Raw genomic sequence first — 26,636 nt, forward strand, 5'->3', positions numbered from 1 at the left:
TATTCCTTTTCGATCGGGTTTTCGAAATATCAGGTCGATACGGTCGCGTCGACGATCGTCAACGCGCCGACTGTCATCGAATCGAGTCGAGCATTTCGGTTACCGGCATCTCCCCGACGGATGCTCTCGACGATGTACCGACGTACGTCCGCACTCGTCTCTTGGATACGGCAGTCCGCGAAGCCCGTCGCGACGAGTTCGGCAGCCGTCGGTTCGAAGGAGCGAGCGAGCTCGGTCGCCTTTGTCGGGTCGCGATAGAGAACTGCAGCGCCGGCCTCGGGGCCGATCACCCAGAACAGCGAGTGTTCAAGCATCCCAACATGATCTGCGTGAGCCAATGCCATCGCCCCGCCACTTCCTCCTTCTCCCACCACCACGCACACACTCACACTGGACAGTGCCGCCATAGCTGTCAGGGTGTGCCCGATCTCGTGAGCGATGCCGCCAGCTTCTGCTGTCGGTGACGGATCTGCGCCGGGCGTGTCCACGAAGGTCACCAGAGGAAGACGAAGGCGATCCGCGAGTGCGATGGCACGCCTGGCCAGTCGGAACGCGCCCGGACCAGGAAGGCCGGTGCCGCCGCCTCGATGGAAGCGATCCATCGCGACGACGACAGCACGTTCGCCGTCGATAGTGGCAATGCCCGCTCGAATCGACGGATCGGTGCCGTGGAGATCGATCCACGAATCGGTCGACCGGGCAGCCCAATCCAGACCCGATGCGCGCGTGTGGGATCGAACGACGTCGATCCTCGCTCGTGTGTCGAGGGCCCCGGCCTTCATCGATTCCGCGCCCAGCGTACGACGCGATGGCAGTCTCAGCGGCGGCGCAGGCGCCACTCCCAGGATCGCTTCCAGTCGGAGCTGCTGATCTTCTTCCGGCACCAGGTCGTCGACCAAGCCGTTGGCATAGGCCGACTCCGCGGTGTGCGAAGTGGCAGGAGGGCGAAATCCGGTGACCTGTTCCACCACCCGGGGGCCTCCGAACCCGATTACTGCACCCGGAGTCGCGATCCGCACGTCTGCTCCGGACGCCCACGATGCGTAGACGCCACCCGTCGTGGGGTTCCGCAAAGCTGCAGCAGTCATCAGTCCGGCACGACGATGTTCGACGAGCGCCGAACTTGTCCGCGCCATCTGAACTAGAGAGAACATCCCTTCCTGTAGCCGAGCGCCGCCGCTACTGACCCGGTACGCCACCGACAATCCTCGGTCGGTCGCGCGATGGAAGGCGCGCACGATACGTTCGCCCGCAACGACGCCCATCGTTCCGCCTTGCCTGGAGAAGTCGCAATCGATCAGCACGTAATCCCCTGCCGCACCGGAGACAGTTCCGCACCGAACCGACTCGGCCACAGGAGGCTCGTACTCTGGAAAGGACAGTGGATCCATCGACACCAGGTCGCGGTCCCACTCTTCGAGGAACCGAGTCTCGAGATGGAAGGACTCGTCCGAGGTGCCTATCGCCGATTCTGCCACTGTGATTCAGCTCGAATACGTGTAGAAACCGCGTCCGGTCTTGCGCCCTAACCAGCCGAGGCGGACATACTGTTTGAGCAGCGTCGGAGGCTGGTAGCGGGGATCCTTGTATTCCTCGTACATCGAGGCGGCCATGTCGTGCACGATGTCGAGACCGATGAGATCGCTGAGAGCGAAGGGCCCCATCGGGTGGTTGAACCCGAGCTTGATGACATCGTCGATCGATTCCATATCCGCGACACCCCGTTCGAACGCGCGAATAGCGTCTACCAGGTATGGAACGATCAGGAGGTTTCCGATGAAGCCGGGGACATCATTGACGATCACCGGGCTCTTCCCCAGCGCCTTGGCGAAATCGACCAGTACGGCAACGTTGTCTGCGTCGGTGACCGGAGTCTTGATCACCTCGACGAGCTTCATGGACGGTACCGGATTGAAGAAGTGGAATCCCACAACGGATTCGGGTCGCCTCGTGGCCGCGGCGAGGACCACCAGCGGAATGGTCGAGGTATTCGAAGCGATGTACGCGCCGGGAGCCACCAACGCGTCGATGTCTCCCAGAACCTTCTTTTTCAGCTCGACGTCCTCGAACACGGCTTCGATGACCAAGTCGGCGTCTGCTACCGCAGAGAAGTCTGTTGTAATCGAAATTCGTTGTAGCGCTTCGGATAATTCTGCTTCGTTGATCTTTCCTCGGTCGGCGGTAGCACGCAATCCTGCCTCGATCCGTTGCTGCGCCGCGCTCGCTGCCTCGCTCGAGGTTTCGATGCCGACGGTCTCGAAGCCGAACCGCGCAGCGGTTTGGACGATACCGCCTCCCATGGTTCCGCAGCCAACCACTGCAATCCGCTTGATTTCCACTGCCACTCTCCTCTGAAAGCACTGCATATGACCTACCGGTAAGTGTTACGGTAAGAAAAACGATAACAGAGCGAACAAGCCTTGGACAGAAACGGAGAAAATTGATCGAGAGGCACGACAATCCCTCTCGCAGAATCCAGTCCCGACCGCGAAGCCACGCTCCCCACCCCCGAAAGGCACGTCAATGACCCGCGAGAACGCTGCAACTCTCTTCATCGACGGCAGATGGCAACCATCCTCGGAACACAGACAGTTCGACGTCGTGGATCCCGCTACCGACACCCCTTTCGGTAGTGCATCGGACGGCGGAAGAGCGGACGCCCACGCCGCGATCGATGCTGCCGCGCGCGCATTCGACTCCTGGGCGGGCGAGACGGCGTACGCACGCTCCGCCGCGCTTCTACGAGCCCATCGACTGATGACCGAGCGCGCCGACGACCTGGCCGCGCTGATGACCCGCGAGCAGGGCAAGCCGCTGCGCGCGGCACGCAACGAAGTCAACTACGGCGCCGATTTCCTGATCTGGTTCGCCGAAGAGGCGAAACGTGTGTACGGCAGCATGATTCCGTCTCCACGTGCCGACCACCGATTGTCCGTGCTACGCCAACCTGTAGGTGTCGTAGCCGCTATCACCCCGTGGAACTATCCAATCTCGATGATCACCCGTAAGGTCGCACCGGCCGTCGCCGCAGGGTGCACGATCGTCCTCAAACCCGCCGAACAGACACCCCTGTGCGCCGTGGCGATGTTCAAGATCTTCGAAGAGGCCGGACTCCCCGCAGGCGTGGTAAACCTCGTCACCTCCAACCACCCCGAAGAAGTCGGAGACGTACTGCTCGAGTCTCGAACGGTGCGGAAGCTGACGTTCACAGGCTCGACCTCCGTCGGCCGGACCCTTGGCGCACAAGCAGCGAAGACGATGAAGCGTGTCTCGATGGAACTCGGCGGACACGCACCCTTTCTCGTCTTCGAGGACGCCGACATCGAGCATGCCGCGAAGGGAGCAGCCCTGGTGAAGTTCCTCAATACCGGCCAAGCCTGCATCTGCCCGAACCGAATCTTCGTACAGGCCGGCGTATACGACAAGTTCGTCGATGTCTTCTCCGCGCGAGTGAAAGCGATGAAAGTCGGCAATGGAGCGACGCCGGGAACCTCTATCGGCCCGCTCATCGACACCGACGCAATGGACAAGATGTCACGCCAGGTCGACGACGCAGTGACTAAGGGGGCTCGGGTGCTCGCCGGCGGTCACCGAGTCGACGTCGACGGAGCGGGCGGGCAGAACTTCTACGCCCCCACGGTATTGGTGGATGTGACCGAGGACATGGAGATCTACCGCGAAGAGACATTCGGTCCGATCGCGGCGATCATCGCATTCGACGACGAGGCGGAGGCAATCGCCAAGGCGAACGACACCGACTACGGTCTCGCCTCGTACGTATACACCGACGACCTGCGCCGGGCCGTAAGAGTGACCGAAAAGCTACGTTTTGGCATCGTGGGCGTCAACGACATCAACCCCACTGCCGCTGCCGCGCCATTCGGCGGCATCAAGGACAGTGGACTGGGGCGTGAGGGCGGCGCCCAGGCTCTCGATGAGTATCTCGACGTGAAACTCGTGGGCATGAGCCTGTGAGTAACGCGCACAATGAAGCGAGGGATGAAATGACACAACGTAATTCGGTGATCGTTACGGGCGGCACCGGCGGACTCGGAACGGCAGTGACGACGCTACTGCTCGACAAAGGCTGGCGGGTGATCGTGCCGTGGATCGCCGAGGAAGAAGTCGATCGCCTGGCCCGGCATACCGACAATCCCGATCTGGTTCTGACACAGGCCGATCTATTCGACCCGTCCGGGACCGAAGCAGTTGCCGCACTGGCCAGTTCGGATGCATCAGCGCCGCTGAACGCTGTGGTCAATCTCGTCGGAGGTTTCGCGATGGGTCCGCGAGTGCACGAGAGTCCGATCGAGGACTTCGAACACCAACTTCAGCTCAACCTGCGGCCGACCTACGCGACGACGAAGGCTGCGATTCCGCACCTTATCGCTGCTGGAGGGGGGTCCATCGTCGCGATGTCGACCAAGGCTGCATCTTCTCCGTTTGCAGGTGCCTCCGGTTATGTCACGGCCAAGGCCGGCGTACTCGCCTTGATGGCAGCGCTGGCAGTGGAGTACAAGGCGGATGGTATTCGGGCGAACGTACTGATGCCGACCGTGATCGACACTCCGGGTAATCGTGCCGGACAGCCGAACGCCGACCGAAGCAACTGGGTTGCCCCCGAGCGCATCGCGCAGGTCATCGCATTTCTCGTCGGCCCCGATTCCGACGCCATTTCCGGTGCTCAGATTCCCCTTCCGGGTGTCGGCTGAACGATCCGTCCAAAAAACTCGAGCAGGCCACGGCGTAGTTAACCCGTGGCCTGCTCGTCACATATCGACCTGCTACGTCCTCAACGCATACGACACGATGGAATGAGTGAAGACCTTTCCCGTGTTCCCGATGGTCCGAACCCGCATGACCGACAGGTTTCTGCCTCGATGGACGGCCTCGGCGACCACTGTCACCTTGTCGCCCACGTTTGCTGGGCGCAAGAAACTCGTGCGCAACGACAACGGGCACCAGCGAGCTGCGCCGCCGTCGAGTGCGGCCACCGCCACGTAATCCGACAGTGTCGCCAGTACCCCGCCGTGCATCACCTGACGCGGATTGTTCAGCCACGGTGCGGCAGCGACCTGCAGCAGGGCACCAGTGTGTGTGAGCTCGGGAATACCGCAGAACATGTCCGTCAACGTCGCCGTCGGATCGGGGCCGGGAATATCGAGAGGCTCCGACGGACTGTGGCCACTCGGAATGGGAAAGAACCGACCCCACAAAGTTCCCGTCACGCAAATATTGCCGGATGAGTCGCGCACATCACCACGCGTCAGCCCTCCCGAGTTGTCGATCTGCATCAACTCGCTCACGGCCTTCAATTCCGGACCGTCCCACGCCGTATTCGGGATGAAGTCCAGGGAGAGTTCGGATGTGGCCATTCCCAGCACTGGGCTGGGACGGCGGACGAACAGCGGACCGCACAGAACGCTGTCCATCATGACCGCTACGGCGCTCGGGTAGTGCACCCCCTCTGCGTCGGTCGTCCATGGACCGACGCGCATACCCAGGCCCGTTTCGCCCCAGTCGTCCCGTCGATCGATCGCGAACAAGGTCTGCGGAGTGTGCTCGGCGAAACGTCGCGCAGCGTCACTGGTCAGGATCTCGACACCGCGGGGATGTACAGGCACCTGGACACCTGATTCGATCGCCATCAGGGCACTTCGATGATCACGGCGCCTGCCTGACCACCACCGGCACACATCGCAGCAACGCCGATGCCACCTCCTCGACGACGCAGTTCGTAGATCAAGGTAGTGAGCATTCGCGCTCCCGATGCCGCGACCGGGTGACCGAGTGAACAGCCGCTCCCACTGAAGTTCACCAGTTCCTCGTCGATCCCGAGCTCCTTGCACGCTCCGACAGGAACCGAGGCGAAGGCCTCGTTGATCTCCCACAAGGCGACATCGGCCACGTTGATTCCGGCACGCGACAACACTTTCGGAATGATGCGGATCGCACCGAGGCCGGTGTCCTTGGGGTCGATCCCCAGTGCCGCCCACGCACGTACAGTGGCCATGGCGGTCAGCCCCTCGGACTTCGCGAGCTCCGCGCTGGTCAGAGCGAGTGCTGATGCCGCGTCGTTGACACCACTGGAGTTGCCCGCAGTGATGTTGAAGCCCTCGATCTCAGGATGAAGAACCCTCAGCGAGGCCAACTTTTCTAATGTCGACCCGCGACGCGGATGCTCGTCGACAGCGAACTCCACGATGTCACCATCTGCGTTGGCTACCTTCAGCGGAACGATTTCGTCGATGAACTTGCCTGCATCGATCGCGGCAATTGCGCGCTGATGAGACCGAAACGCCCACTCGTCGAGTTCCTCACGGGTCAATCCGAGTGCGCGAGCGGTGTTCCAACCCACGGTGATGGACATGTCGCGGTTGGGGGCATCGGCGCGATCGGGGTGTGTCGGGGGCATCCATCCGTCGTTGTATTCGTCGACGGTGCCCAACACACGTTGGGAGAGTTTCGGGCCCGTCGAAGCTGACATCACACCACCGGCAACGACGGCGTCTTCCATGCCGGACATGATGTTCGCCGCTGCATTGCCCACAGCGGTAAGGCTGCCTGCACAGTGACGATTCACTGCCTGCCCGGACACCGTCGTGAGTCCTGCGTTCACTGCGGCGTACCGAGCGAGATCTCCCCCGCCGTAACCCGACTCCGCGAAGATGACATCGCCGAATCGCGAAGGCTCGAGTCCGGACCGTCGCACGGTCTCTTCCAGAACTGTGGTGGCGAGCTCCTCCGCTGGGGTGTTCTTGAGGGATCCCTTGTACGCGGTTCCTATTGCGGTGCGTGCGGCACTGACTATCACGGCGTCCGACATGATAAATCCTCACTGTCTGCGGGGGCGCACCGACGACTCGCATTCTGTCGACTACACCCTAATTGTCTGTTCGGTATTTAATACCGTAATACCAACAGTATAGTACTGGCGAGGGCCGGGGAACTGATTTCGATCAGTAGATCGTTGCCGATCGAATATCGTCCCGAGCCCCGTCTACAGCACCGCTCGCCGAGCGGTATGCAATCAGGAGGATCCATGGAACTGGCAGGAAGTTCAGCACTCGTCACCGGAGGCGCAGGCGGATTCGGTGAAGCAACGGTTCGACGGCTAGTCGATGCCGGCGCCAAGGTGGTCATTGCCGAACTGTCCGACGAGAAGGGCGAGGCACTTGCAGCGCAGCTCGGAGACAGTGTTCGCTACGTCAAAACCGATGTCACCGATGAAGATTCCGTCGCCGCCGCTATCGCGGCTGCGCGTGAGTTAGGACCATTGCGAACGACGGTCATCGTGCACGGTGGCCCGGCAGCAGGCAAGCGCATTATCAACCGTGAAGGCAAGCCATACCCGTTGGCCACGTTCAAGCGGACGGTCGACATCTTCCTCAGCGGAACATTCAATGTCCTGAGCCAGGCGGCGGCTGCAATGTCGTCGAACGAGCCCCTCGATTCGGGTCAGCGCGGGGTCATCATCACCACGGCGTCGATCGCCGGGTACGAAGGTCAGGTCGGTCAGTCCGACTATTCCGCGGCCAAGGGAGGCGTCATCGGACTCAATCTCGTGGCAGCGCGCGACCTCGCACCAATCGGTGTACGGACGATGTGCATCGCACCGGGAACATTCTTCACTCCCGCCTACGGCATGGAAGAGGCCGAGGCGCAGGCGAAGTGGGGGCCGGGCGTGCCCAACCCCAAGCGAATGGGTCACGCGGACGAGTACGCACGGCTGGCGCTGCATATCGCCGAGAACGATTACCTCAACGGCGAGGTCATTCGCATCGACGGTGCGCAGCGGTTCAATATCTGATCTCACGCTCTGCTGACCGAAGCAGCGGTGCCGACCATCGTGGATGATGATCAGCACCGCTGCTTCGTCTGAAGTCAGTCAGATGTCAGCGTCCGACCCAGACGGGTGCTCGCTTTTCCGCGAAAGCAGCGGGCCCCTCCTTGGCGTCTACCGAGGCGGACGTGGAGCGGGACTCGACCGAAGTCATCTCCCAACCGGCTTCCTCTGCCGGTCGCCGACCGTCCGGCAACTGACCGAGTGCAATTCGCTTGTGCGCCTGAACCGACAGAGGCGCATTGGCCGCGATCTGCTCTGCGAGCTCGAGCGCGGAATCGAGTAGTTGATCGGATGGTACGACCCTGTTGATCAGATGGAGCTCGAGAGCGCGCTCCGCAGTGACGGGTTCGCCGGTCAGCAACATTTCCATAGCAACGACAGACGGAATCCTGGCAGCCAGACGAAATGCTCCGCCTGCGCCTGCGACCAAACCGCGCTTCGCTTCGGGCAGACCGAACGTCGCGTTGTCGGCCGCGACGACCAGGTCCGCCGCGAGCACGATTTCAGTACCCCCACCGAGGGCGGGCCCGTTCACGGCCGCGATGGTCGGCTTGCTGATTGCATGCCCTACCCAGCCTGCCAGGCCCCAGGCCTCACGTCCCTCGGGGATGATTCTCTCCCCACGCGCGATGGCCTTGAGATCTGCACCCGCACAGAACGCCTTGTCGCCCGCCCCGGTAAGAACCACCGCGCGAACCTCAGGATCGTTCTCCGCCTCCTCCAGCGCGTCCCCGACAGCGATACACAAGGCCTCATTGACCGCATTGCGTGCCTGTGGTCGGTTCATCACGATCAACATCACGTTGCCGTGTCGGCTGACCAGCACCTCTTCGGTGTCGACGTCCCTGACTGCTGTTGTATCTGAAGACATTGCAGCTTCTTCCCTTCGAGTGTCACAAGCCGGCGCAGTCCGATTGGCTGCGCCAGCGGTAAGCCTTACGGTATATAACACTAGAATACTTACGATGGAAAAAACGAGAATGGTGAAATCAATGTCGACATACTCCGCGGATTCTGCGATCACACTTGAGGTGGACGCTGGCATCGCGTGGCTGACGATGAATCGGCCAGAGCGGCTCAACGCAATCGACCACGAAATGCGAGACGACCTCCTCGTAGCAATTGAACATATCCGCACAGACCCCGACATTCGGGTCGCAGTGGTAACCGGAGCGGGACGCGCCTTCTGCTCTGGCGCCGATCTGAGCCAGGACGACCATTTCCAGGTACCGGCCGAAGCCCGTCGCGGTGACAACTCGACGATGGCCCGTGAAGACGGCCGGAAGTTCGGCTGGTGGCGGGTCATCAAAGCCGTTTGGGAGAACGAGAAGCCCTTCGTCGCCGCGGTGAACGGTCCCGCCTACGGCTTCGGCTGCAACTTCGCACTCGCCTGCGACTACGTCATCGCTGCCGAGGATGCCCAGTTCTGCGAAGTATTCGTCACACGAGGACTGCCGCTCGAAGCCCTTGGCGCGTACCTCCTGACGCGGGCGCTACCACCCGCACGCGCCAAGGCGATGGCACTTCTCGGTGAGGCAATCGACGGCAGCGAGGCCGAGCGATGGGGTCTGGCCAACCAGAGCGTGCCCGCTCGTGACCTGATCTCAACCGCCTCTGCAGTCGCCACCCGTTTCGCTGACGGCCCGAACATAGGCATAGGTCACATCAAAGGCCAAATTAACGACGCTTACGAGGCAACCTTCGAGCAAGCATGGAAAATGGAGGTCACCTTGCTGGGCCTCGGCAGCGGCGGTGAGAGCGCCGAAGCGTTCGCTTCCTACGCCGAACGCCGCGCACCCAATTTTCGGGGTATGTGAATGTCGACAACCGCTGAGGCGTCTCCCACGCGGATCGTCAACGGCGCATTTCTGGCGCCGGCGACAGCCGTGTTCTTCTTCTTCTTTGCCTTCGGGATGGCTCTACCGACAATCCCGATTTACATCACAGATACCCTCGGCGGATCCGACCTCGCAGTCGGCACCGTCGTCGGGGCCACCGCCGTGTCCGCGATAGCGATCCGCCCGTGGATTCCAGCGGGCGTACAGCGTTGGGGTGCAACGCGATTAATCGCGGTGTGCGGCATTCTCGGCGCGATCTCCTTCATCTTCTCTGGCCTGATCGGGAGCACGGCCGGGTTGTCCGGACTTCGCCTCATCGCCGGTGTCGCACAGGCCGTGATCATGGTCGCCGCACTGATCATTGTGAGCTCGTCCGTATCAGATGCACACCAGGGACAGGTAATCAGTTATCTCTCAGTCGCCCCCTACATGGGAATCGGGCTCGGCCCTGTGGTGAGTCAGCCGATACTTGAGAATTACGGGCCAGCATGGTCTTTCGCAGCGGCAGGCATAGTGTCACTGGTCGCGACGGCAGCAATCTCACCTAACGCGATTCGACGCCCTGCGCGCGACATGCACACACCGCGGACGAAGCCCGAAATCTACGTCCCCGCGCTGGTTCCAGGCTTCGTGCTGATGCTCGGCATTCTCGGGCCTGTCGCCTTGAGTACCTTCATGCCGCTCTATATCGGAGACTTGGGTTCAAACAGCCCGCAATGGATATTTCTCGGCTATTCGACCGTCATTCTCGCTGCGCGGATACTGGGAGCGCGTATCCCGGACCGGTTGGGCCCCATGATAACCGGGGTGGGTTCGACTGTTCTGATCAGCGTAGGTCTGACCGGGATCGCGATCGCGCCCTCGGTCTGGGTGGTGTATCTGGCGTTAGTTCCGTTCGGAATCGGAATCGCCCTGCAATATCCTGGCTTGCTCGCGCTGGTAATCTCCCGCGCACCCGCAGGGCGCCGATCGACCGCGATTTCGACGTTCACGATGTTCTTCGACGTTGCATCCGGAGTGGGGGCCGTACTCATCGGCGTTGCAGCGACGATCGCGGGTTATCGGGTGGCGTTCGGCGTCTGCGCCGTTGCAGCACTGGTGGGACTAGCCCTGCTGTTCGTGTTTGCAGCCGCGACTGCACACGACCCAGGAGGCGAGTCCGAGCCCGCAGTGCCCGCCACAGCGGACTCGGACAAACTCTGATTCAGGCCTGAACTGCCTTTCGCGCCCTCTTGTCTGCGCGCAGTACGGCTTCGAATCCAGTCATCAAGTGGGAAACTCCAGCTTCGTAGTCGTCGTCGGTGACCATGCTCAGGGAGCGAGTTTTGATCAACTCGGCGAGTCGCGGCATGTCAACCGGATCAATCAGCCTGCCTTGCCGCTGAGAGTCGATCGTGGGCGCCTTGGCCGAGAGCTGAATTCGTTCGATCAGAATCGAACCTCTCGTGTAGACCGACATCGATTCGTATACGTCCAACGCGGAATCAGGGGCAAAACCGGCCTCGATCAACATCTCGAGGATGTCTTCCATCACCTTGAAAACTTGATGGACGGCTTCCTTGCTGTACGTCCCGAATCGGACCATGCCCAGATCGCACAGCACGTGATCAGAACTGTAAATTTCGCGAGTCTTGGCAAAGTGCTTTCGCAGATACGACTTCCAATCGGACTTTTCGACAGGCAGCAGTTGCTCGAAAACCACGCGAATCGCTTCGTCCGTCATGGCGTTGAGAAGATCTTCCTTCTTGCGGAAGTACCAATAGATACTGGTCACACCCACGTCGAGGTGCTTGGCCAACTCAGGCATCGACAGCTTGTCCAGCGTGTCGCGACGGGCGACTTCAAACGCACCGTTGATGATCTCTTCGGCGCTTATCGAGCCTCTTTCTCGACGTTGACGACCGGTTTTTTCAGGTGTTGCCTGCTTCGGCATCGTGCGTCCTCCCCTAAGTAATCTCAGACAGTGAGTCCGTCAAGTGTACCCAAGCATCCGGTAAGGTTTACTGTTGCGGACCAACTTCGACGCTTAGATCACACTTTTGGCTCCCATCAAGGTAACCATCTCACGGCACAGGGACCCGACATTCAGCCACTAGCCACACATCGCCCCCGAAATCGCGTACAGAAGGCGTGAATCCATGCCCAGATTCGACTACTCGACCATAGTGGACACCGCGACGTTGCCCCCACCAAAAAATAGCGCGTGGGAATGGCAGCTCGACGCATCGTGCCGCGGTCAACCCATCGACACCTTCTTCGGCACTGAGGAAGCGTCCACCGACGACTTCGAGGCAACAGCGAAAAGAATCTGCGCCCATTGTCCGGTGATACTCAATTGCCGGGAACACGCGATACGCACGCGCGAACCTCACGGAATATGGGGAGGACTGTCGCCACTGGAACGAAAACGGCAGCGCTGGTTTTACAGCTGAATTCGGTCCTGATCGCGGACTTAGGGATAAGCAACGCGTGCACACTCGTCGCCTAGTGAGGCTGCGGCCGGCCACCCGCACGGGTAGCCACCAGCGTCAGGGAAAATTAGTGCTGCAGCGGGATATCGAGAGACACCCAGCTGCCCGCGGCCGCTGCTGATCACCGCTCCGAGACGACGACCTCTGCGAATCGCTCGTCACCCTCAATACTCCGACCCGTGACCGTTACCACTTACTCAGCGCGAACTTGCGCAGGCCTGACAGCTTGACCTCGAAAGACGAAACCGCGGGCGACGAGTTCCAACGCCACGGCCACCGAGCAGGTTTGTGCCAACAACAACCCTGCCAATACAAGAATTTGCACAGCACCGGCCTGAACGGCCGATCCCGTCGCGAGCAACACACCGACAAAGGCTCCGGGCAATGTCACGAGGCCGACGGTGCGCGTCTGGTCGACTCCAGGCAGCAGAGCATCGGAGGCAGCGGTGCGGGCTACCTCCCACCGCGCATCGCGTTGGGAAAATCCAAGGCTCAGTGCTGCTTCCACTTCCCCGTACCGGTCGTCGACGGCGTCGAGTCCGCGTTTGGCTGCCATCGATGTTGCAGTCATCGCGCCACCCAGAACAATGCCGCCGATCGGCACCAGAGCGACGCCTTGCAGCGGAACCACTCCGGACAGCGGCATCAGTGGCAGAACCACACCGATTCCCGACGCCAACGCGATGGTCAGCCAAACTCCGGACGTCCCCGCGTTCGAGCGTCGTGCCGCGGTGAAAGACGCTGCAACGAACATGCCGACGAGCACGAGGAGCGCCGACCAGATGTGGGCCAAGGCGGCGGCAAGGATCAACGAAATCGCAGCCAACTGAAGAGCGCCACGAGCGAGGGCACCGGGGACCACCCGAACGCTACCGAGATAGGTGAATCGGTAGACGAGCGTGGCGACAAGTGCCATGACGATGCAGAGCACAGCCAGACGGATACCGGAGTCGGCTATCGAAAGGCTCATGGGTCTCAGTGTTCCCTACGAGCCGCCTCAGGCCGAATCCGTATGTGCAGTTCAAGGTTCGCAGGTTCGACCCATGACGTGTCCTACCTAGAAATAGACGGCGATCCGACGCCCACCGACGTCGTGGACCTCGATGTCCATGTCGTATACCGAGTTCAGTACCTCCGGCACCAAGATTTCGTCGACGGGACCGTCCGCGATGATCCTGCCTCTTCGCATCGCGACGATGCGGTCGGAGTTGACGGACGCGAAGTTGATGTCGTGAATGACGATCACGACAGTTTTTCCCATGTCGTGTGCCATTCGACGCAGTAGACGCATCATGTTGCGGGAGTGAGACATGTCGAGGTTGTTCAGCGGTTCGTCGAGTAGCACGTAGTCGGTGTCTTGTGCCAAGACCATGGCCACGAATGCGCGCTGCCTCTGGCCTCCTGAGAGTTGGTCGAGGAATCGATCCTCGAATCCCTGCAAGTCGGTGCATTCGATGGCCCGGTCGACAGCTTCACGATCAACCGCAGTCAAACGTCCTTTGGAATGGGGGAAGCGGCCGAACTCCACGAGTTCGCGGACAGGCAACCGAACTGCGGTGTTGTTGTCCTGTCGCAATACCGAAAGCTTGCGTGCCAGAACATTGTTCGCGGTCCCACGGAGGTCGAGCCCGTCGATGCTGACACTACCGCCGTCAGCTTCGATGAGGCGGCTGACGATCGAAAGAAGTGTCGATTTGCCGGCTCCGTTGGCTCCGATGATCGACGTCACGCCGCCCTGAGGGAGTTCGAGGTCGACGGCGTCGACGACAGTGGTATCTGCGTAGCGTTTTGAGATGTCGTTGATGATGATCACAGCTTGGCGCCTCTCACCAGGAGCGAGATGAAGTAGATTCCGCCGACAAAGTTGATGACGACGATGAGACTCGAGTTGAAATCGAGAAGGCGGGCTAGGACGAACTGGCCGCCCACCAGCGCGATGATCGAGAGGAGAACGGCGGCGGGAATTGTCCAGCGATGTCTGAAAGTCCCGGTTATCTCACGCGCTAGGTTTGCGACCAACAGGCCGAGGAAGGTGATCGGGCCGACGAGTGCCGTGGAGACTGAGACGAGCACAGCGATCACGATCAGTGTGCGGTTGAGAACCTTTCGATGTTCGATCCCCAAATTGACGGCGTGCTCACGCCCGAGCGCGACCACGTCGAGCTGACGTAGAAGGGGAAGCGAAAAAGCTGTCGCCGCTGCTACGCAAATCGCCGATACGCCGAGCAGTTCGACATGGACGGTGTTGAAGCTGGCGAAAAGGATGTCCTGCAGCGTGATGAAGTCGTTGGGATCGATCAACCGTGAGGCTAAGCTCGACAATCCGGCGAACAGAGAACCTAGCACGATGCCGACGAGCACAAGCACGTACAGGTCTCCGGATTCTCGGCCGAACAGCGTCCAATACAAGACCAGCGCGAATACGATCATCACCAGAACTTCGACACCGAACTTCGCACGCGGGTCGATAGCAGTCAAAGCGCCGGCGCCGAAGAAGAACACGATTATCGTCTGGATGAGCATGAACAGCGAGTCGAAGCCCATCACACTCGGCGTGAGGATCCGGTTGTTGGTGATCGTCTGAAAGATCACGGCTGCGAATGCCGTCGCATATCCGACCAAGATCATGGACAGCACCTGCCGCGTGCGGACCTTCATCGCGTAGTTCCACGAACCGGTGACGAACAGGAACATGTACGCGCACACCACCGCCACTGCGATTACCGCCAGCACCACCAGTACCCGCGTGCGGCGGTCGCTACGCGGATCGGTGTGTTGTTTCACAGTGATCGCGGTCTCCTTGCTCGCAGGATCAGCGCGATGAAGACAACCGCACCAATAACACTGGCGACCGTGCCTACGGGAATCTCGTAGGGGTGGCGGATCACTCGGCCGAGCACGTCACACACGAGCACGAATCCCGCACCGGCGAGTGCTGTGAACGGCAGAACTCGTCGTAGATTGTCACCCAACACCATCGTCACCAGATTGGGAATTATCAAACCCAGGAACGGAATTGCGCCGACCACCACGGTGACCACCGCTGTGGTGATGGCGACGATGATCATCCCGATGTTCACTACTGTGTTGTAGGAGACGCCCAGATTCTTCGCGAAATCTTCACCCATACCTGCGACGGTGAAGCGGTCGGCGTAGAGATACGCCACGATCATGACCACGACGACGAGCCAGATGATCTCGTAACGTCCACGGAGAATTCCCGAAAAATCGCCGGTTGTCCAGGTATTGAGCGCTTGCATGAGTTCTAGTCGGTAGGCGAAGAACGTGGTGACGGCCATGACCACACCGCCGAACATCAGCCCGACGAGAGGGACGACGATCATGTCGGTGAACTGAACTCGTCGCAGCAGGCGAAGGAACAAGAACGTCCCGAAGAGCGCAAAAACTATGGCTGTCACCATCTTGCCCATGACGGAGGTACCACCAAAGAACAAGGTAGCGACCAGGATCCCGAGCATGGCCCACTCGGTGGTGCCGGCCGTCGACGGAGACACGAACCGGTTTCTGGTCAGGTGCTGCATGATCAGGCCAGCAACGCTGAGGGCTGCGCCGGCCAGGAGAATCGCGGCGAGGCGCGGCAGCCGAGAAATCACGAAGACCTGAATTTTGTCACCTTCTCCGCGAAGGAGATCCAGCGGTGTCAAGTCGGAGACTCCGACGAACAGCGACGCTAGCGACATCACCGAAAGTGCAACGATGCCGCCGATCAGATACCGAGGACGCAAACCAGGGCTGACGGGTGCGGAATCGCCGTCAGCCCTGGCGGAAACATTGGTGGTGCTCACGCGCCGACTGCGTCTCCGACTACCTCGATCTGTTGCTGAACGGAGCTGATCGCGTTAGGCGCCATGTACCAGGTGTACAGATCCAGGTAAATGATCTTGTTGTTCTTGGCGGCATTGGTTCCGGCGACCAACGGATTATTCAGCACCGGTGCAGCATTGGGACCCGTGGTGTCACCGAGGGGCGCTTCACGGTCCTGAACGAACATTACGTCCGAATTGGCCTGTGCAATGTACTCGAAGGAGACAGCGTCACCGTGTGCGACCTCCTTGGCGAAGTTCTCGTTCACCGGGTTGATTCCGAGATCGTGGATGATTCCGTAGCGCGAACCCGGCCCGTACGCGGTGACTTCGGCTGCTTCGACCCGCAGGATGAGCCCACGTACGTTCGCGTTCGCCGCTGCCGCGGTTATGGCGTTCTTGGCCGTCTCGATCGATGCGAAGGCTGCATCGACTGCATCGTCTGCACCGTAAATCTTGGCGAGGTTACGGTTCTGCTCCTCGAAGCTCGTGAGGAAGTTCTCGGCATCGACGGAAAGGTCCACGGTCGGGGCGATCTCGCTGAGTTCGGGATACTTCGCCGCAGATCGCGCGGCAACGATGATCAAATCGGGTTCGAGTGCGTTGACAGCCTCGAAATCCGGCTCGAACAGCGAACCAACCTTCTTGGTGCCGTCGCTCTTGTACTGCTCGAGGCTGGCCGGCCAGTTGCTCAGCGCCGGAACGCCGACGGCAGCGGGAAGTTCGAGGTCGATCATCGACTGGAGCACGCTCTGGTCGAAGACGACAACGCGCTCAGGGTTCAACGGAACTGTCGTCTCGCCCTGCGCATGGGTGATGAGAACTGTGTCGGCCGACGCATCCGCGGTGGCGGAGTCGTCAGACGAGCAGGCGGTGAGCCCGAGTGTTGCTGTCGCGGCAAGCGCGATCACAGTGGTGAAACGGAAACGCATGGTTCTCCTCGTAGCAATGCGCGAGAACAACTCGCACAGCAGGTAAGCACCACCTAACTTACGATAGCTTTACTAAATTTGGCAAAACAGAACTATTTCTTGACCTGATTGGACAAGTGAAGCCAACCGATGTGCCTTTCCTGACGGCTTCGGGCCGATGACTGCTTCACCGTTCGTCCCGGAACCGGGATCTGCGAGAAGCGCGACCGCGAGGACTTGCTCTGCCTTGATGGGGCCGGAGCCATTGCCGATCTCAGAGGCAAGATCACCTGCGATGTCCGCGCCCTGGGAATAGCCGGTGATGGTGAACTTGATGCCAGAGCATTTCGCTGCGATCTTGGAGAGAACGTCCTTCGCCCTCGTCAAACCATCAGATTTGCTGTCTGCGTAGGTTTTTCCGTTGTCGAAGGCTCGGGCCATGTACGGCAGAATGTAGTTCTGCGCCGCGTTACCGTGCTTGTCCGCGATGCTGTCGGCGATCGGTTTGAGCATACCGACCGGGATCGAGGGATCGGCGCAGAACTGCTCGGCGGAGTACGTCGAGGCCTGACCGAGGATGTGCTCCCAGAGGTGTTCGACGGGGGCGCCGCCCGCCAACTTCGGGCGGCGCTGCACATCCTCGGCAGACTCGAACGCTCTTGGGATCGGATGCCGGCGTACCTGGCGGCTGAAAACGACGATATTGCAGCAACTTTGAACATCGCCCTCGCCGATGTCACTGTCGCCGGCGGGGAGGATTACAGCGACCTCTTTGCTGACCTCGCAAAAGCGACCGGCGGCAACGGCACGGATTCAGGGCAGTACCAAGTTCACGACCACCGACTTGCCATGGAAATGGCCGTCAACGAAGCACTTCAGGGCCTCCTCGAAAACTTCGACCGCCGCTGGCGTTCAGACCAGACGCTGGACAAAGTTCTGCGTAAACAACTCGACCGCGAAATATTGGAACTGTACTTGCGCATGGTCGAGCGCGAAGCACAAGCGGCAGGAACCGACGATGACCACTAGCGGAAATATCAGGACCACCAACATCACCCAACCTCATGACGTCACCGGTTTCGACGTGCTCGTCGAGACCGTGCATGAAGAGTCCGCCGGCGTTCGATCCTTGTCCTTGATTGCGGCCGATGGTCGGCCGTTACCCGATTGGGCTCCCGGCGCACATATTGATCTGGTGTTGGATGACGGACTCGAGCGGCAGTACTCCCTGTGTGGACCCCGAGGCGACCGATCTCGTTGGCGGGTAGCGGTCCTCCGTGCCAGCGAAAGCCGGGGCGGTTCCAAATGGGTTCACGATCGCATCCGAGTCGGCGACAACATCCGGGTACGGGGTCCCCGCAACAAATTTCCTCTAAAAACCGCCCGCAAATACGTCTTCATCGCAGGAGGAATCGGCATCACGCCCCTACTGTCGATGATCGAAGAACTAGACGCGACCCGCCCGGAAACACCGTGGACTCTTGTATACGGTGGCCGGCACCGCGAATCCATGGCGTTCCTCACCGAACTCGGCCACTTCGGTGACCGGGTCGAGATTTGGCCGGAGGACGAACGGGGCCTGATCGATCTCGATGCCGTTCTCGGTACGCCTCAATTCGGTACGGCCATCTACTGCTGTGGTCCAGAACCGTTGATCAAAGCAGTCGAACGCCTCTCACGCTCATGGCCCCCCGGGTCACTTCACGTGGAACGATTTCAAGCGCCGATCATCACGGGAGCGGAAGCCAGTGAGTCGACATTCGAGGTCGTCGCAACCCAGTCCGGCGTAACCGCACAGGTACCCGCCGGACAAACCATTGTCGACGTGCTCGCCGGGTATGGGATCGACATTCCAGTTTCATGTGGTGAGGGAGTCTGCGGAACCTGCGAGACAAGAGTGCTCGAAGGTATACCCGAGCATCGAGATGCTGTGCTCACTGAAGAGCAACGCGCATCCGGAGAGGTCATCACGCCCTGCTGCTCCAGGTCGAAGACCCCTCGCATCGTCCTCGACGTATAGACATCTCCCCAGTTGGCAGCAGCCCGTTTTCGCCGCGCATTGATCGTTTTCGCCGCGCATTGATAAAGCCTCTTGTTGTCGATATGTCGTCCCAACGGGGAAGCGTGTACACGCCGGTGTGCTCCTGAAGGTGACATCCTTCGTGGACCTGCTTTCCATATACTTCTCTCGTTAAGTGCTGGTTGAGGGGGTCCACCTTCAGGCCACTCGGGCGACTTCTTAGATCGGTGTGCGTTGAAGTGAAGGCACGTTCGAGTTGCGCGGCCCGGATGCGCCCCGCGCCCGATTACGACCCTGCGGAAATGATGGTTGCGCCGGTTACCCGGTTTAGCGCAATTGTCTGACGCTAATTCGCGACGTTGTCGACATGGCCCCCGTAATTCGTTTGAGGGCTCATACCAATGTCTTTCCCAGGTGAACTGGCTATAGGAAGAGGGCACTCCTTCCAGCCCAATCCGGCAAAAGATCTGGATAACAGAAGACTGCTCTTGCCGGGCGATTTCCTCTTGTCGGTCGGCCATTGCTGAGTCGATCATGCGTCATTCCGTTGGCAAGGTCAGAGCCCTGCGGATTCGAGCGTTGACACTCTCGATGGCGTTGGTCGTGTAAATGACCTGCCGGATGGCGTTGTCGAATTGTAGGAACGGCACGAACTCAGCCCAGGCGTTAGTCCAGAGCCTGATGATCGCGGGATAGCGTTTCTCCCATTTGTCACTGAACTCTGCGAATCGGTCGAGCGCGGCCTGCTCCGACGGAGCCGTGTAGACGGGTTTGAGGTCCTTGGCGATCTCGGACCAGTCCTTGCGGGAGGCATAGGCGTAGGTGTTACGGAGAAGATGGACCACACAAGTCTGCACGATGGTCTGTGGCCACACTTGCTCGATCGAGTCGGGTAGATGCTTGAGACCATCGCACACGACGATCAGAACATCCTGCACACCACGGTTTTTCAGCTCGGACAACACCCGAAGCCAGTACTTCGCTCCCTCCCCGTCGCCGTGCTCACCGACCCACAATCCGAGGATGTCGCGGGTGCCGTCGACAGTCACCCCCATCGCGACGTAGATCGGCCGGTTAGCGACGTTGCCCTCGCGGATCTTGACGTGGATGCAGTCGATGAACAACACCGGGTACACAGGATCCAACGGCCGGTTCTGCCACTCGGCCATGCCTTCCATCACCCGCTCGGTGATCGTCGAGATCGTCTGCTTGGACACATCAGCTCCGTACACCTCGGCCAGGTGTGCAGCGATCTCACCGGTCGTCAAACCCTTGGCCGACAATGAGATCACCATGTCCTCCACGCCTGAGAGCCGACGCTGCCGCTTGGCCACGATCTTCGGCTCGAAGGAGGAATCCCGGTCACGGGGCACCTCGAGTTCGACCGGGCCGGCCTCGGTCAACACGTTCTTGGCTCGTCTGCCGTTGCGGGAGTTGCCGCTGCCCCTGCCTGCCGGGTCGCTCTTGCCGTATCCGAGGTGGTCGTCCATCTCGCCTTCGAGCGCGGACTCCACGACTAGCTTGGTCAGCTTCGACAGCAATCCACCATCTCCGGTCAACTGCAGCCCTTCGGCTCGCGCCTGCTCGACCAGCTCTTTGAGCCGCGCATCGCTGATACCCGGCTGAGCCGAGTTCGTCTCTGTCTCACGTTCAATCACGTCAGTCATAGTGGCGTATCTCCTTTCAGAGTTACACCGTTGTTCTTACAGTCCCCCGTAGGTAGCTCAGGCGGTGGCGACCGTCCAGGATCGTGAGGTGCCCGTCCTTGAAGAACAGCCTTGGGGGTTGCCCAGCCCACTTGCGCTTTTGCCACTCCGACTTGTTGCTGGAGTAACCGCGTTGAGGCGGGAGGTTCGCCGCGAAAATCCCAACATGCGCCTCGCCTCCTGGTATTGCCACACCGAATGCCGGGTTGGCCTCTGCAATTTCCAGTCCCCAGCGTGCGATGTCCACGATGTCTCCGTCCTCGGCAAAGAACGGAGCGAGGTGCTCCGCTACGGCAGCCTGATACGGCCCGGTCCAGAAGTGAGCCTCGTGAACCTCGGGATCTAATTCGTCTGCCCCCAAAAGGTTCTTCACCGCAGCCTGGATCCCCTTGTGCTCCTCCTTTCCCAACCCCTCGGGGTATGGCAGATCCACCACTCGAAGACTCGCGTACTTGGTGTATATCTGCATTCAGGTGCCCCCTCATCCTGGTGCGAAATCTTTCCGCACTCATCGGTTTCCGTATCATCACGCGCCGATTCGGTGACTATCGCCGGATCTCTACGCACCCCGTGGCGCTGTGTCAGCTCAGATCATCACATGTCGCGGGCCGCCATAGTCAGACCCGCGTTGTTCAATGGGGAAAGCGAGGCGCCGACCCACTACAGCGTCGACTATCGGAGAGAGGGCTGTCATGGCTGGGACGATCTTCTTCTCGTCGGGAGCACGTTGGACCGCCCGTTCGTCAGTCTTTGCCCTCGCTCTGGAGGCACTGATTCCGATGATCGGAGCTCGAAACTCACGAGCTTGTCGTTGCCCTCAACCAGGGCAACGTCGGCATGCTCGACATCGAGGACTTGCCGCCCCGAGGAAGAACCGAGGTGTTGCAGATTCTTGCGGACGGGAGGCATTGGGAAGCGATGCAGGCGATGATCACCGGTGGCCAAGAGTGGATTGATGCCCTCGAGAAACCGATGGCGGAACTGTCAGCTCTCGCAGCTGTCGCGATGCGAGAAGGAAGTGACGGCTCATCGGCTAGCGAAATCCGCCCCTAAGATCGCTGCCGCCGGCAGTGCCCGAAACCCGTGCACCCTTCAGCTGAAAACGTCCAAGCCTTTGGCAACAAAGAAGCTTCGACGACAAACGCCTCAGCTACCCACGCCACCCAATTCGCCGCCAGAATTGGACAAACGCGAGTCGCGACGGCCACGCACATACCTCACAAGAAACCACACCCCACCCAGAACAAGGGACACGAGAACACCCGTGGAAACAAAAATGCCGAAAGCAGCTGCAAACGAAGTAGTTTCGTCGATCCAGAGTGTCGGCACAGCAGACAGCAGAATCACCACGATGGTGGCAACTGTTTGAGCTCGGGGAACACCGGCGAAGTGACCGAACACCACGAAGAAACCCGCCACAACGACTGCAGTCACCATAATCGACATCGGACCGTCACTTTCCTGTACCTACTCACCACACTCGGCCAGCAAGACTGTGGCAGGGATGATGCAAAATTGCCTGGGGAGAACAACACCGTCGACCGTGTCACTTAGCTCGCCGCAACCGAACTCGGTCGATCAGCAACCAGATCCCAAACACTGTGCAGAACAGCACAAAGGTAACACCGCTCGCGACCACAACGGCTGCGGCCGGGGACAAGTCAAGAAAGCCCGTGACAACGATCAATGCGGAAATCACCAACATGCAGAAGGGGAGACCCACCATCAAGCGCTCCATATCCGTCAAAATTCCTCACCCCTTTCGCCCGGCAAAACCAGAACACGCACGCCAATGTCAGGACACTTCCCAGATCATCGCACCTGCACATGACACCACGAACATGAAGAAAGCCACTCACCGTTCTCGGCAAGAGTCAGCGCCACCGGCAATTCCACGCCTACGGCATATGCAATTCCGCACCCAACGCCTCACATCAACACTCACGACACACCCCGCCCCATAACTTTTCGTGGCGGCCGCACCAAGAACCAGTGAGCCTTCCCAACACTGAGCGTCTGACACAAATTCAGCGGTGCGTCCTCGAAAAGAAACTGAACCATCCCGGGTCTCATGCACACACTGTCATTTGTGTGCGACCGGTTGATCGGCACGGTGTTCAGCGTAGTACTTGGCTTCGTACTCGGCCGGTGGGATCCGCCCGAGACGATGCATGAGCCGGCCGGTGTTGTACCAGTGCACCCACGCCGCGGTGGCCTCCTCGACGTCGCCGATGGTGCGCAGCGGCCCCTTGCGGAACGGGGAATCGTCGGCGACGCACTCGGCCTTGTAGAGCCCGATCGTCGTCTCCGCCAGGGCATTATCGTAGGCGTCACCTACCGACCCGATCGACGGCCGAAGTTCTTGCAGGAACAGGGTTTCCCCGAAGCGCAGAGCCGTATATTGAGAGCCCGCATCCGAGTGGTGAATAGTCCTCTCGCGCAACGGATTGCCTTGCATCGACCGCAGCATGCAGGCCTGATTCACCGCCCGCTCTACGAACGCGGTTTCCTTCGACGTCGACACCTCCCAACCGACGATCGTGCCGGCGAACGCATCGATCACGAACGCGGTGTACGCGAAGCAGGGCACCATCCGCACGTACGTGAAGTCGGCGACATAGAGCGCATCGGGCCGGTCGACCCGGAAGTTCCGGTCGACCAGGTCCGGTGGCCGCGGCGCCGACGGTTCCGCGATCGTGGTGCGGACCCTCTTCGTCCGGGTGGTGCCGCGCCACCCGTTCACGCGCATCAGCCGCTCCACGGTGCAGCGGGCCACCTCGATGCCCTGACGTTGCAGGTGGGCCCACATCTTCAGCGAGCCGTACAACGACTCCGGTTTGCGTCTGCCGTGCTCGTCCCGCTCGACGTAGTACGAGGCCAGCACCGCGGTGATGGTGGCGTCCCACAGGGCGCGCTTCGACAGCGGGCGCGCCAGCCAGGCGTAGAAGGTTCTCGGGGCGATCGTGCACCCGTGCTCGGTGAGCACACGGCAGATCGGTACGACCCCGAACTGATCGCGGTGTTCGGCGATGAATCGGCAGATCACTTGCGTGGCGGGTCGCACTCCCGCGCGAAGAAAGATGTTGCGGCTTTGAGTATTTCGATGGTCTTCTCGAGCTCGGCGTTCTTCCGGCGCAATGCCCGCAGTTCGATCTCCGCCTCGGACGCCGACGCGGCATGGGTGCCATCACCCGCCGCTTCGGCCTTGCGGACCCACACCCGTACGGTCTCCGTCTTCAGTGACATCCGTTCGGCGATTGTGCGGATCGCCTCGTACTCCGAGGCGTAGTCACCACGGTGCTCGAGGACCAGGCGCACGGCCTTCTCCCGTACCTCGGCTGGATAGACATTCGGCATAAGGTTCACCTTCCCAAGAAAGAAGGTGTGCATCAAACCCGGGACGATTCAGCGATCATGAGCACACATCGCAGGGCTTCGCGGATCGCCAAGGCGAGCGTCGTGCCCGCCACGGCCGCAGCGATCGTGACAGCAGGGTCGGGCTTGGCCTCGGCCGCTCCGGTCGAGCTGCCCTCGCAGGGCGGGGTGACCACCCCGGCACCGTCCACCCAGGGCGGCACCACCAGCGCCCCGAAGCCGGCCCCGGCTCCTCCGGCCAAGCAGATCTACTGGACCCCGCCTCCGGCGCAGCAGCGTCAGTACGCGCCGCTGCCGGACTACAACTACGACACGAACCGTTACGAGCGGCAAAGCGCCCCGCCGCCGATCGACCCGCTGGCGCTGCGGGCACCGCAGCCGGTCACCCCGGAGCCGATCTACCTCGCCCCACCCGAGAAGATCATGATCGGCGATGTCCACTTCAACCAGCCGAACTGGGTCACCGACGACGACCGCGAGCGCACCAACAACACCGCCGGTCTGATCCGCTCCGAGGTGGCGACGTTCTACACCTCGGTCGGTGTCGATGCCAGCCGCGCCGGCGGTATGCACTGCCCTCTTGCACCGGCCCTCCCGCCGGGTGGTTTCTCGTCGAGTCGAACCGGGTCTCCGGCAGGTACAGCGACCGTCCAAAGAGTGTGTCCGCCTTCAGATAGACCGGTAGGTGCGCTCGCGGGTCGGGTGACGTCTCACCGAACCCGCTGGGCACTCGATCACGCAAGAGATGCGCCCCGCTCAGCTGTGTCGTGGGCCCGTGTGTCAGTTGAGCCGGATGGGCGCCTGTCGTCGCCGCGGACTCAACTGTCCGAAGATCGGACAGCGATCGACTCTTTTGGCCCGCAACAATACTCGGCATCGTGATTCACACCACAGCGAAGGGATGTTGCGATGCCACATCACACCACCACCACGACTCTCGAAGCGGAGACTCCGGCAAATCTCACCACACTCGATGCGCTGATCATCGGTGCGGGGGTGGCCGGCTTGTACCAACTGCATCAGCTACGCGAACAGGGCCTGCGCGTGCGTGCCTACGACACCGCCGAGGACGTCGGGGGGACCTGGTACTGGAATCGTTACCCCGGCGCCCGGTTCGATTCGGAGGCCTACATCTACCAGTACCTGTTCTCGGAAGAGCTGTACAAGAACTGGAGCTGGAGTCAGCGTTTTCCCGGCCAGCCCGAGATCGAGCGCTGGATGCACTACGTCGCCGACAGTCTCGACCTGCGCCGCGACATCCAGTTCTCGACCACGATCACCAGCGCACACTTCGACGAGGCCGCCGGCCGATGGCTGGTACGCACCGACCGCGGGGAAACGATCACCACGCAGTTCCTGATCACCTGCGCCGGCATGCTCTCGGCGCCGATGTCGTCGGTGTTCGCCGGACAGGAGGACTTCCGCGGCCCGATCTTCCACACCTCCCGGTGGCCGAAGGACGGCGCCGACCTCGCCGGGAAACGTGTCGCCGTGATCGGGGTCGGTGCCACCGGAATCCAGGTGATCCAGACCATCGCCGACACCGTCGAGCATCTGAAGGTCTTCATCCGCACCCCTCAGTACGCGTTGCCGATGAGGAACCCGTCCTTCGACGAGTCGGACGTTGCAGCGTACAAGGAGCGTTTCGAGGAGCTGAAGGCAACGCTGCCGCACACCTTCAGCGGCTTCGAGTACGACTTCGAGCACGCCTGGGCGGATCTGACGCCCGAGCAGCGCCACCAGGTGCTCGAGGAGATCTACGCCCACGGTTCGCTCAAGCTGTGGCTCGCCTCGTTCGCGGAGGTGTTCTCCGACGAGGAGGTCAGCGAGCAGGTCTCGGAGTTCGTCCGGGAGAAGATGCGCGCGCGGCTGCAGGACCCGGAATTGTGCGAGCTGCTCATCCCCACCGACTACGGTTTCGGCACGCACCGGGTGCCGTTGGAGACCGACTACCTCGAGGTCTACCACCGCCCGAACGTCGAGGCCGTCGGCGTGCGTTCCAATCCGATCAGCCGGATCGTTCCGGAAGGGATCCTCCTGGCGGACGGCACCCTGCACGAGGTCGACGTCATCATTCTGGCCACCGGCTTCGACGCCGGAACCGGTGCGCTGACCCGGATCGACATCCGCGGCCGCGGCGGCCGGTCCCTCGAGGAGGACTGGTCTCGCGACATCCGCACCACCATGGGATTGATGGTGCACGGCTATCCCAACATGTTGACCACCGGCGCTCCCCTGGCTCCCTCCGCGGCGCTGTGCAACATGACCACCTGCCTGCAGCAGCAGACCGAGTGGATCACCGAGTGCATCCGATACATGCGCGCGCACGGCCACACCGTCATCGAACCGACCCCGGCCGGGGAGGACGAGTGGGTCGCCCACCACGACGAGACCGCGAACGCGACCCTGATCTCGAAGACCGATTCCTGGTACAACGGCGCCAACGTTCCGGGCAAGCCCCGGCGGGTGCTGTCCTACACCGGCGGTGTCGGGACCTATCGAGACAAGACCCTGGCTGCCGCGGCCGCCGGCTACAAGGGATTCCACTTGAACTGATCCCGCCCCCACAGCCGACCCCCACCGAGGGCGACGATCCGCTCCTCGCCCTCGGTTCCGCGGCCCGGATCGCCGCTTCCACCCACGGT

General features: G+C 61.0%; 25 protein-coding genes, 2 pseudogenes and 1 other annotated feature. Of the genes and pseudogenes, 11 read left to right on the forward strand and 16 right to left on the reverse strand.

All coding sequences use genetic code 11. The annotated features are described in order from the left end of the window. Nucleotides 1-29: 29 nt before the first annotated feature. On the reverse strand, nucleotides 30-1,478 hold the full coding sequence (locus BH682_RS32285) for a carboxyl transferase domain-containing protein (RefSeq protein WP_075836071.1): 1,449 nt from the start codon (nucleotides 1,476-1,478) through the stop codon (nucleotides 30-32). A gap of 6 nt (nucleotides 1,479-1,484) precedes the next feature. Beyond that, nucleotides 1,485-2,339, reverse strand: a complete 855-nt coding sequence (locus BH682_RS32290; RefSeq protein WP_223304709.1) for a 3-hydroxyacyl-CoA dehydrogenase family protein — start codon at nucleotides 2,337-2,339, stop codon at nucleotides 1,485-1,487. Nucleotides 2,340-2,523: 184 nt separating this feature from the next. Here BH682_RS32290 and BH682_RS32295 point away from each other — a divergent pair, with 184 nt between their 5' ends. Both BH682_RS32295 and BH682_RS32300 read left to right on the forward strand, forming a co-directional pair. Then, nucleotides 2,524-3,975, forward strand: a complete 1,452-nt coding sequence (locus BH682_RS32295; protein WP_075836075.1) for an NAD-dependent succinate-semialdehyde dehydrogenase — start codon at nucleotides 2,524-2,526, stop codon at nucleotides 3,973-3,975. 29 nt (nucleotides 3,976-4,004) lie between these two features. Beyond that, nucleotides 4,005-4,712, forward strand: a complete 708-nt coding sequence (locus BH682_RS32300; protein ID WP_075836395.1) for an SDR family NAD(P)-dependent oxidoreductase — start codon at nucleotides 4,005-4,007, stop codon at nucleotides 4,710-4,712. A gap of 72 nt (nucleotides 4,713-4,784) precedes the next feature. Here BH682_RS32300 and BH682_RS32305 read toward each other — a convergent pair whose 3' ends face one another. Both BH682_RS32305 and BH682_RS32310 read right to left on the reverse strand, forming a co-directional pair. After that, nucleotides 4,785-5,624, reverse strand: a complete 840-nt coding sequence (locus BH682_RS32305; protein WP_190287679.1) for a PaaI family thioesterase — start codon at nucleotides 5,622-5,624, stop codon at nucleotides 4,785-4,787. A 23-nt stretch (nucleotides 5,625-5,647) separates the two neighbouring features. Beyond that, on the reverse strand, nucleotides 5,648-6,826 hold the full coding sequence (locus BH682_RS32310) for a thiolase family protein (protein ID WP_075836079.1): 1,179 nt from the start codon (nucleotides 6,824-6,826) through the stop codon (nucleotides 5,648-5,650). 216 nt (nucleotides 6,827-7,042) lie between these two features. Between BH682_RS32310 and BH682_RS32315 the strand changes: the two genes are divergently transcribed. Then, nucleotides 7,043-7,810, forward strand: a complete 768-nt coding sequence (locus BH682_RS32315) for an SDR family NAD(P)-dependent oxidoreductase (protein ID WP_075836081.1) — start codon at nucleotides 7,043-7,045, stop codon at nucleotides 7,808-7,810. Nucleotides 7,811-7,895: 85 nt separating this feature from the next. On the opposite strand, the gene BH682_RS32320 is transcribed toward BH682_RS32315, so the two are convergent. Continuing rightward, entirely contained in the window at nucleotides 7,896-8,717 is an 822-nt protein-coding gene (locus BH682_RS32320) for an enoyl-CoA hydratase-related protein (RefSeq protein WP_075836083.1), read from the reverse strand. A gap of 121 nt (nucleotides 8,718-8,838) precedes the next feature. Between BH682_RS32320 and BH682_RS32325 the strand changes: the two genes are divergently transcribed. Next, nucleotides 8,839-9,663 carry an enoyl-CoA hydratase/isomerase family protein gene (locus BH682_RS32325; protein WP_075836085.1) on the forward strand — a complete coding sequence of 275 codons (825 nt, stop codon included), beginning with the start codon at nucleotides 8,839-8,841 and terminating at the stop codon, nucleotides 9,661-9,663. Then, the gene (locus BH682_RS32330; protein ID WP_075836087.1) at nucleotides 9,664-10,887 is read left to right on the forward strand and encodes an MFS transporter; all 1,224 of its coding nucleotides are present in this window, start codon (nucleotides 9,664-9,666) and stop codon (nucleotides 10,885-10,887) included. It begins immediately after the preceding gene. A 1-nt stretch (nucleotide 10,888) separates the two neighbouring features. Here the strand turns inward: BH682_RS32330 and BH682_RS32335 are convergent, their stop codons facing one another. Beyond that, a complete protein-coding gene (locus BH682_RS32335) occupies nucleotides 10,889-11,617 on the reverse strand; it encodes a TetR family transcriptional regulator (RefSeq protein ID WP_075836089.1) in 729 nt (242 codons plus the stop codon). Nucleotides 11,618-11,822: 205 nt separating this feature from the next. Here BH682_RS32335 and BH682_RS32340 point away from each other — a divergent pair, with 205 nt between their 5' ends. Continuing rightward, nucleotides 11,823-12,116, forward strand: a complete 294-nt coding sequence (locus tag BH682_RS32340; RefSeq protein WP_075836090.1) for a WhiB family transcriptional regulator — start codon at nucleotides 11,823-11,825, stop codon at nucleotides 12,114-12,116. 232 nt (nucleotides 12,117-12,348) lie between these two features. On the opposite strand, the gene BH682_RS32345 is transcribed toward BH682_RS32340, so the two are convergent. The 6 genes and pseudogenes from BH682_RS32345 to BH682_RS32370 form a co-directional block, all read right to left on the reverse strand. Next, nucleotides 12,349-13,125, reverse strand: coding sequence for an ABC transporter permease (locus BH682_RS32345; RefSeq protein WP_075836092.1), 777 nt, complete (start codon nucleotides 13,123-13,125; stop codon nucleotides 12,349-12,351). Between the two features lie 87 nt (nucleotides 13,126-13,212). Beyond that, entirely contained in the window at nucleotides 13,213-13,968 is a 756-nt protein-coding gene (locus BH682_RS32350; RefSeq protein ID WP_075836093.1) for an iron ABC transporter ATP-binding protein, read from the reverse strand. Continuing rightward, nucleotides 13,965-14,945: an iron chelate uptake ABC transporter family permease subunit gene (locus BH682_RS32355; RefSeq protein ID WP_075836095.1), complete on the reverse strand. Its 981-nt coding sequence runs from the start codon at nucleotides 14,943-14,945 to the stop codon at nucleotides 13,965-13,967. The genes BH682_RS32350 and BH682_RS32355 overlap by 4 nt, the downstream gene beginning before the upstream one ends. Further along, nucleotides 14,936-15,856 (reverse strand): ABC transporter permease, encoded by a 921-nt coding sequence (locus BH682_RS32360; RefSeq protein ID WP_083954813.1) that lies wholly within the window; start codon nucleotides 15,854-15,856, stop codon nucleotides 14,936-14,938. The genes BH682_RS32355 and BH682_RS32360 overlap by 10 nt, the downstream gene beginning before the upstream one ends. Nucleotides 15,857-15,957: 101 nt before the next feature. After that, nucleotides 15,958-16,911 carry a siderophore ABC transporter substrate-binding protein gene (locus tag BH682_RS32365; RefSeq protein ID WP_075836098.1) on the reverse strand — a complete coding sequence of 318 codons (954 nt, stop codon included), beginning with the start codon at nucleotides 16,909-16,911 and terminating at the stop codon, nucleotides 15,958-15,960. A 135-nt stretch (nucleotides 16,912-17,046) separates the two neighbouring features. Beyond that, nucleotides 17,047-17,427, reverse strand: a pseudogene (locus BH682_RS32370) (cutinase family protein); the annotation flags it as partial. 132 nt (nucleotides 17,428-17,559) lie between these two features. Between BH682_RS32370 and BH682_RS32375 the strand changes: the two are divergent. Both BH682_RS32375 and BH682_RS32380 read left to right on the forward strand, forming a co-directional pair. After that, a complete protein-coding gene (locus BH682_RS32375; RefSeq protein ID WP_087503866.1) occupies nucleotides 17,560-17,919 on the forward strand; it encodes a hypothetical protein in 360 nt (119 codons plus the stop codon). Beyond that, nucleotides 17,909-18,910, forward strand: coding sequence for a PDR/VanB family oxidoreductase (locus tag BH682_RS32380; RefSeq protein ID WP_083954788.1), 1,002 nt, complete (start codon nucleotides 17,909-17,911; stop codon nucleotides 18,908-18,910). The genes BH682_RS32375 and BH682_RS32380 overlap by 11 nt, the downstream gene beginning before the upstream one ends. Before the next feature lie 557 nt (nucleotides 18,911-19,467). Here the strand turns inward: BH682_RS32380 and BH682_RS32385 are convergent. Both BH682_RS32385 and BH682_RS32390 read right to left on the reverse strand, forming a co-directional pair. Continuing rightward, a pseudogene (locus tag BH682_RS32385) lies at nucleotides 19,468-20,577 on the reverse strand (IS256 family transposase); the annotation flags it as partial. Between the two features lie 22 nt (nucleotides 20,578-20,599). After that, nucleotides 20,600-21,085 carry a hypothetical protein gene (locus tag BH682_RS32390; protein ID WP_075836102.1) on the reverse strand — a complete coding sequence of 162 codons (486 nt, stop codon included), beginning with the start codon at nucleotides 21,083-21,085 and terminating at the stop codon, nucleotides 20,600-20,602. 368 nt (nucleotides 21,086-21,453) lie between these two features. Between BH682_RS32390 and BH682_RS32395 the strand changes: the two genes are divergently transcribed. Then, nucleotides 21,454-21,669, forward strand: a complete 216-nt coding sequence (locus BH682_RS32395; protein ID WP_075836103.1) for a hypothetical protein — start codon at nucleotides 21,454-21,456, stop codon at nucleotides 21,667-21,669. A gap of 93 nt (nucleotides 21,670-21,762) precedes the next feature. Here the strand turns inward: BH682_RS32395 and BH682_RS32400 are convergent, their stop codons facing one another. Together BH682_RS32400 and BH682_RS32410 are read right to left on the reverse strand one after the other, a co-directional pair. Further along, on the reverse strand, nucleotides 21,763-22,062 hold the full coding sequence (locus BH682_RS32400) for a hypothetical protein (protein WP_157127682.1): 300 nt from the start codon (nucleotides 22,060-22,062) through the stop codon (nucleotides 21,763-21,765). A 637-nt stretch (nucleotides 22,063-22,699) separates the two neighbouring features. Next, nucleotides 22,700-23,973 (reverse strand): IS3 family transposase gene (locus tag BH682_RS32410; protein ID WP_157127683.1). Its coding sequence is split into 2 segments (ribosomal slippage): nucleotides 22,700-23,697 and nucleotides 23,697-23,973, totalling 1,275 coding nucleotides; the frame shifts between segments, so codons are not numbered across the junction. Continuing rightward, nucleotides 23,570-23,701: a sequence feature (AL1L pseudoknot), on the reverse strand. Its footprint overlaps the gene before it by 132 nt. Before the next feature lie 57 nt (nucleotides 23,974-24,030). Here BH682_RS32410 and BH682_RS36900 point away from each other — a divergent pair. Next, nucleotides 24,031-24,873, forward strand: coding sequence for a hypothetical protein (locus tag BH682_RS36900; RefSeq protein WP_232354269.1), 843 nt, complete (start codon nucleotides 24,031-24,033; stop codon nucleotides 24,871-24,873). Nucleotides 24,874-24,900: 27 nt separating this feature from the next. Beyond that, nucleotides 24,901-26,547, forward strand: coding sequence for a flavin-containing monooxygenase (locus BH682_RS32425; protein WP_075836106.1), 1,647 nt, complete (start codon nucleotides 24,901-24,903; stop codon nucleotides 26,545-26,547). Nucleotides 26,548-26,636: the final 89 nt, after the last annotated feature.

The organism is Rhodococcus sp. YL-1, assembly GCF_001942025.1.
GTDB lineage: Bacteria > Actinomycetota > Actinomycetes > Mycobacteriales > Mycobacteriaceae > Rhodococcus_F > Rhodococcus_F qingshengii.

Coding starts and splice junctions, on each gene's coding strand:
- BH682_RS32330 (WP_075836087.1), top strand. CDS start 9,664: ATGTCGACAACCGCTGAGGCGTCTCCCACGCGGATCGTCAACGGCGCA.
- BH682_RS32315 (WP_075836081.1), top strand. CDS start 7,043: ATGGAACTGGCAGGAAGTTCAGCACTCGTCACCGGAGGCGCAGGCGGA.
- BH682_RS32325 (WP_075836085.1), top strand. CDS start 8,839: ATGTCGACATACTCCGCGGATTCTGCGATCACACTTGAGGTGGACGCT.
- BH682_RS32395 (WP_075836103.1), top strand. CDS start 21,454: ATGCTCGACATCGAGGACTTGCCGCCCCGAGGAAGAACCGAGGTGTTG.
- BH682_RS32380 (WP_083954788.1), top strand. CDS start 17,909: ATGACCACTAGCGGAAATATCAGGACCACCAACATCACCCAACCTCAT.
- BH682_RS32300 (WP_075836395.1), top strand. CDS start 4,005: ATGACACAACGTAATTCGGTGATCGTTACGGGCGGCACCGGCGGACTC.
- BH682_RS32425 (WP_075836106.1), top strand. CDS start 24,901: ATGCCACATCACACCACCACCACGACTCTCGAAGCGGAGACTCCGGCA.
- BH682_RS32310 (WP_075836079.1), bottom strand. CDS start 6,826: ATGTCGGACGCCGTGATAGTCAGTGCCGCACGCACCGCAATAGGAACC.
- BH682_RS36900 (WP_232354269.1), top strand. CDS start 24,031: ATGAGCACACATCGCAGGGCTTCGCGGATCGCCAAGGCGAGCGTCGTG.
- BH682_RS32400 (WP_157127682.1), bottom strand. CDS start 22,062: ATGTCGATTATGGTGACTGCAGTCGTTGTGGCGGGTTTCTTCGTGGTG.
- BH682_RS32375 (WP_087503866.1), top strand. CDS start 17,560: ATGCCGGCGTACCTGGCGGCTGAAAACGACGATATTGCAGCAACTTTG.
- BH682_RS32360 (WP_083954813.1), bottom strand. CDS start 15,856: ATGTCGCTAGCGTCGCTGTTCGTCGGAGTCTCCGACTTGACACCGCTG.
- BH682_RS32340 (WP_075836090.1), top strand. CDS start 11,823: ATGCCCAGATTCGACTACTCGACCATAGTGGACACCGCGACGTTGCCC.
- BH682_RS32335 (WP_075836089.1), bottom strand. CDS start 11,617: ATGCCGAAGCAGGCAACACCTGAAAAAACCGGTCGTCAACGTCGAGAA.
- BH682_RS32320 (WP_075836083.1), bottom strand. CDS start 8,717: ATGTCTTCAGATACAACAGCAGTCAGGGACGTCGACACCGAAGAGGTG.
- BH682_RS32365 (WP_075836098.1), bottom strand. CDS start 16,911: ATGCGTTTCCGTTTCACCACTGTGATCGCGCTTGCCGCGACAGCAACA.
- BH682_RS32345 (WP_075836092.1), bottom strand. CDS start 13,125: ATGAGCCTTTCGATAGCCGACTCCGGTATCCGTCTGGCTGTGCTCTGC.
- BH682_RS32295 (WP_075836075.1), top strand. CDS start 2,524: ATGACCCGCGAGAACGCTGCAACTCTCTTCATCGACGGCAGATGGCAA.
- BH682_RS32390 (WP_075836102.1), bottom strand. CDS start 21,085: ATGCAGATATACACCAAGTACGCGAGTCTTCGAGTGGTGGATCTGCCA.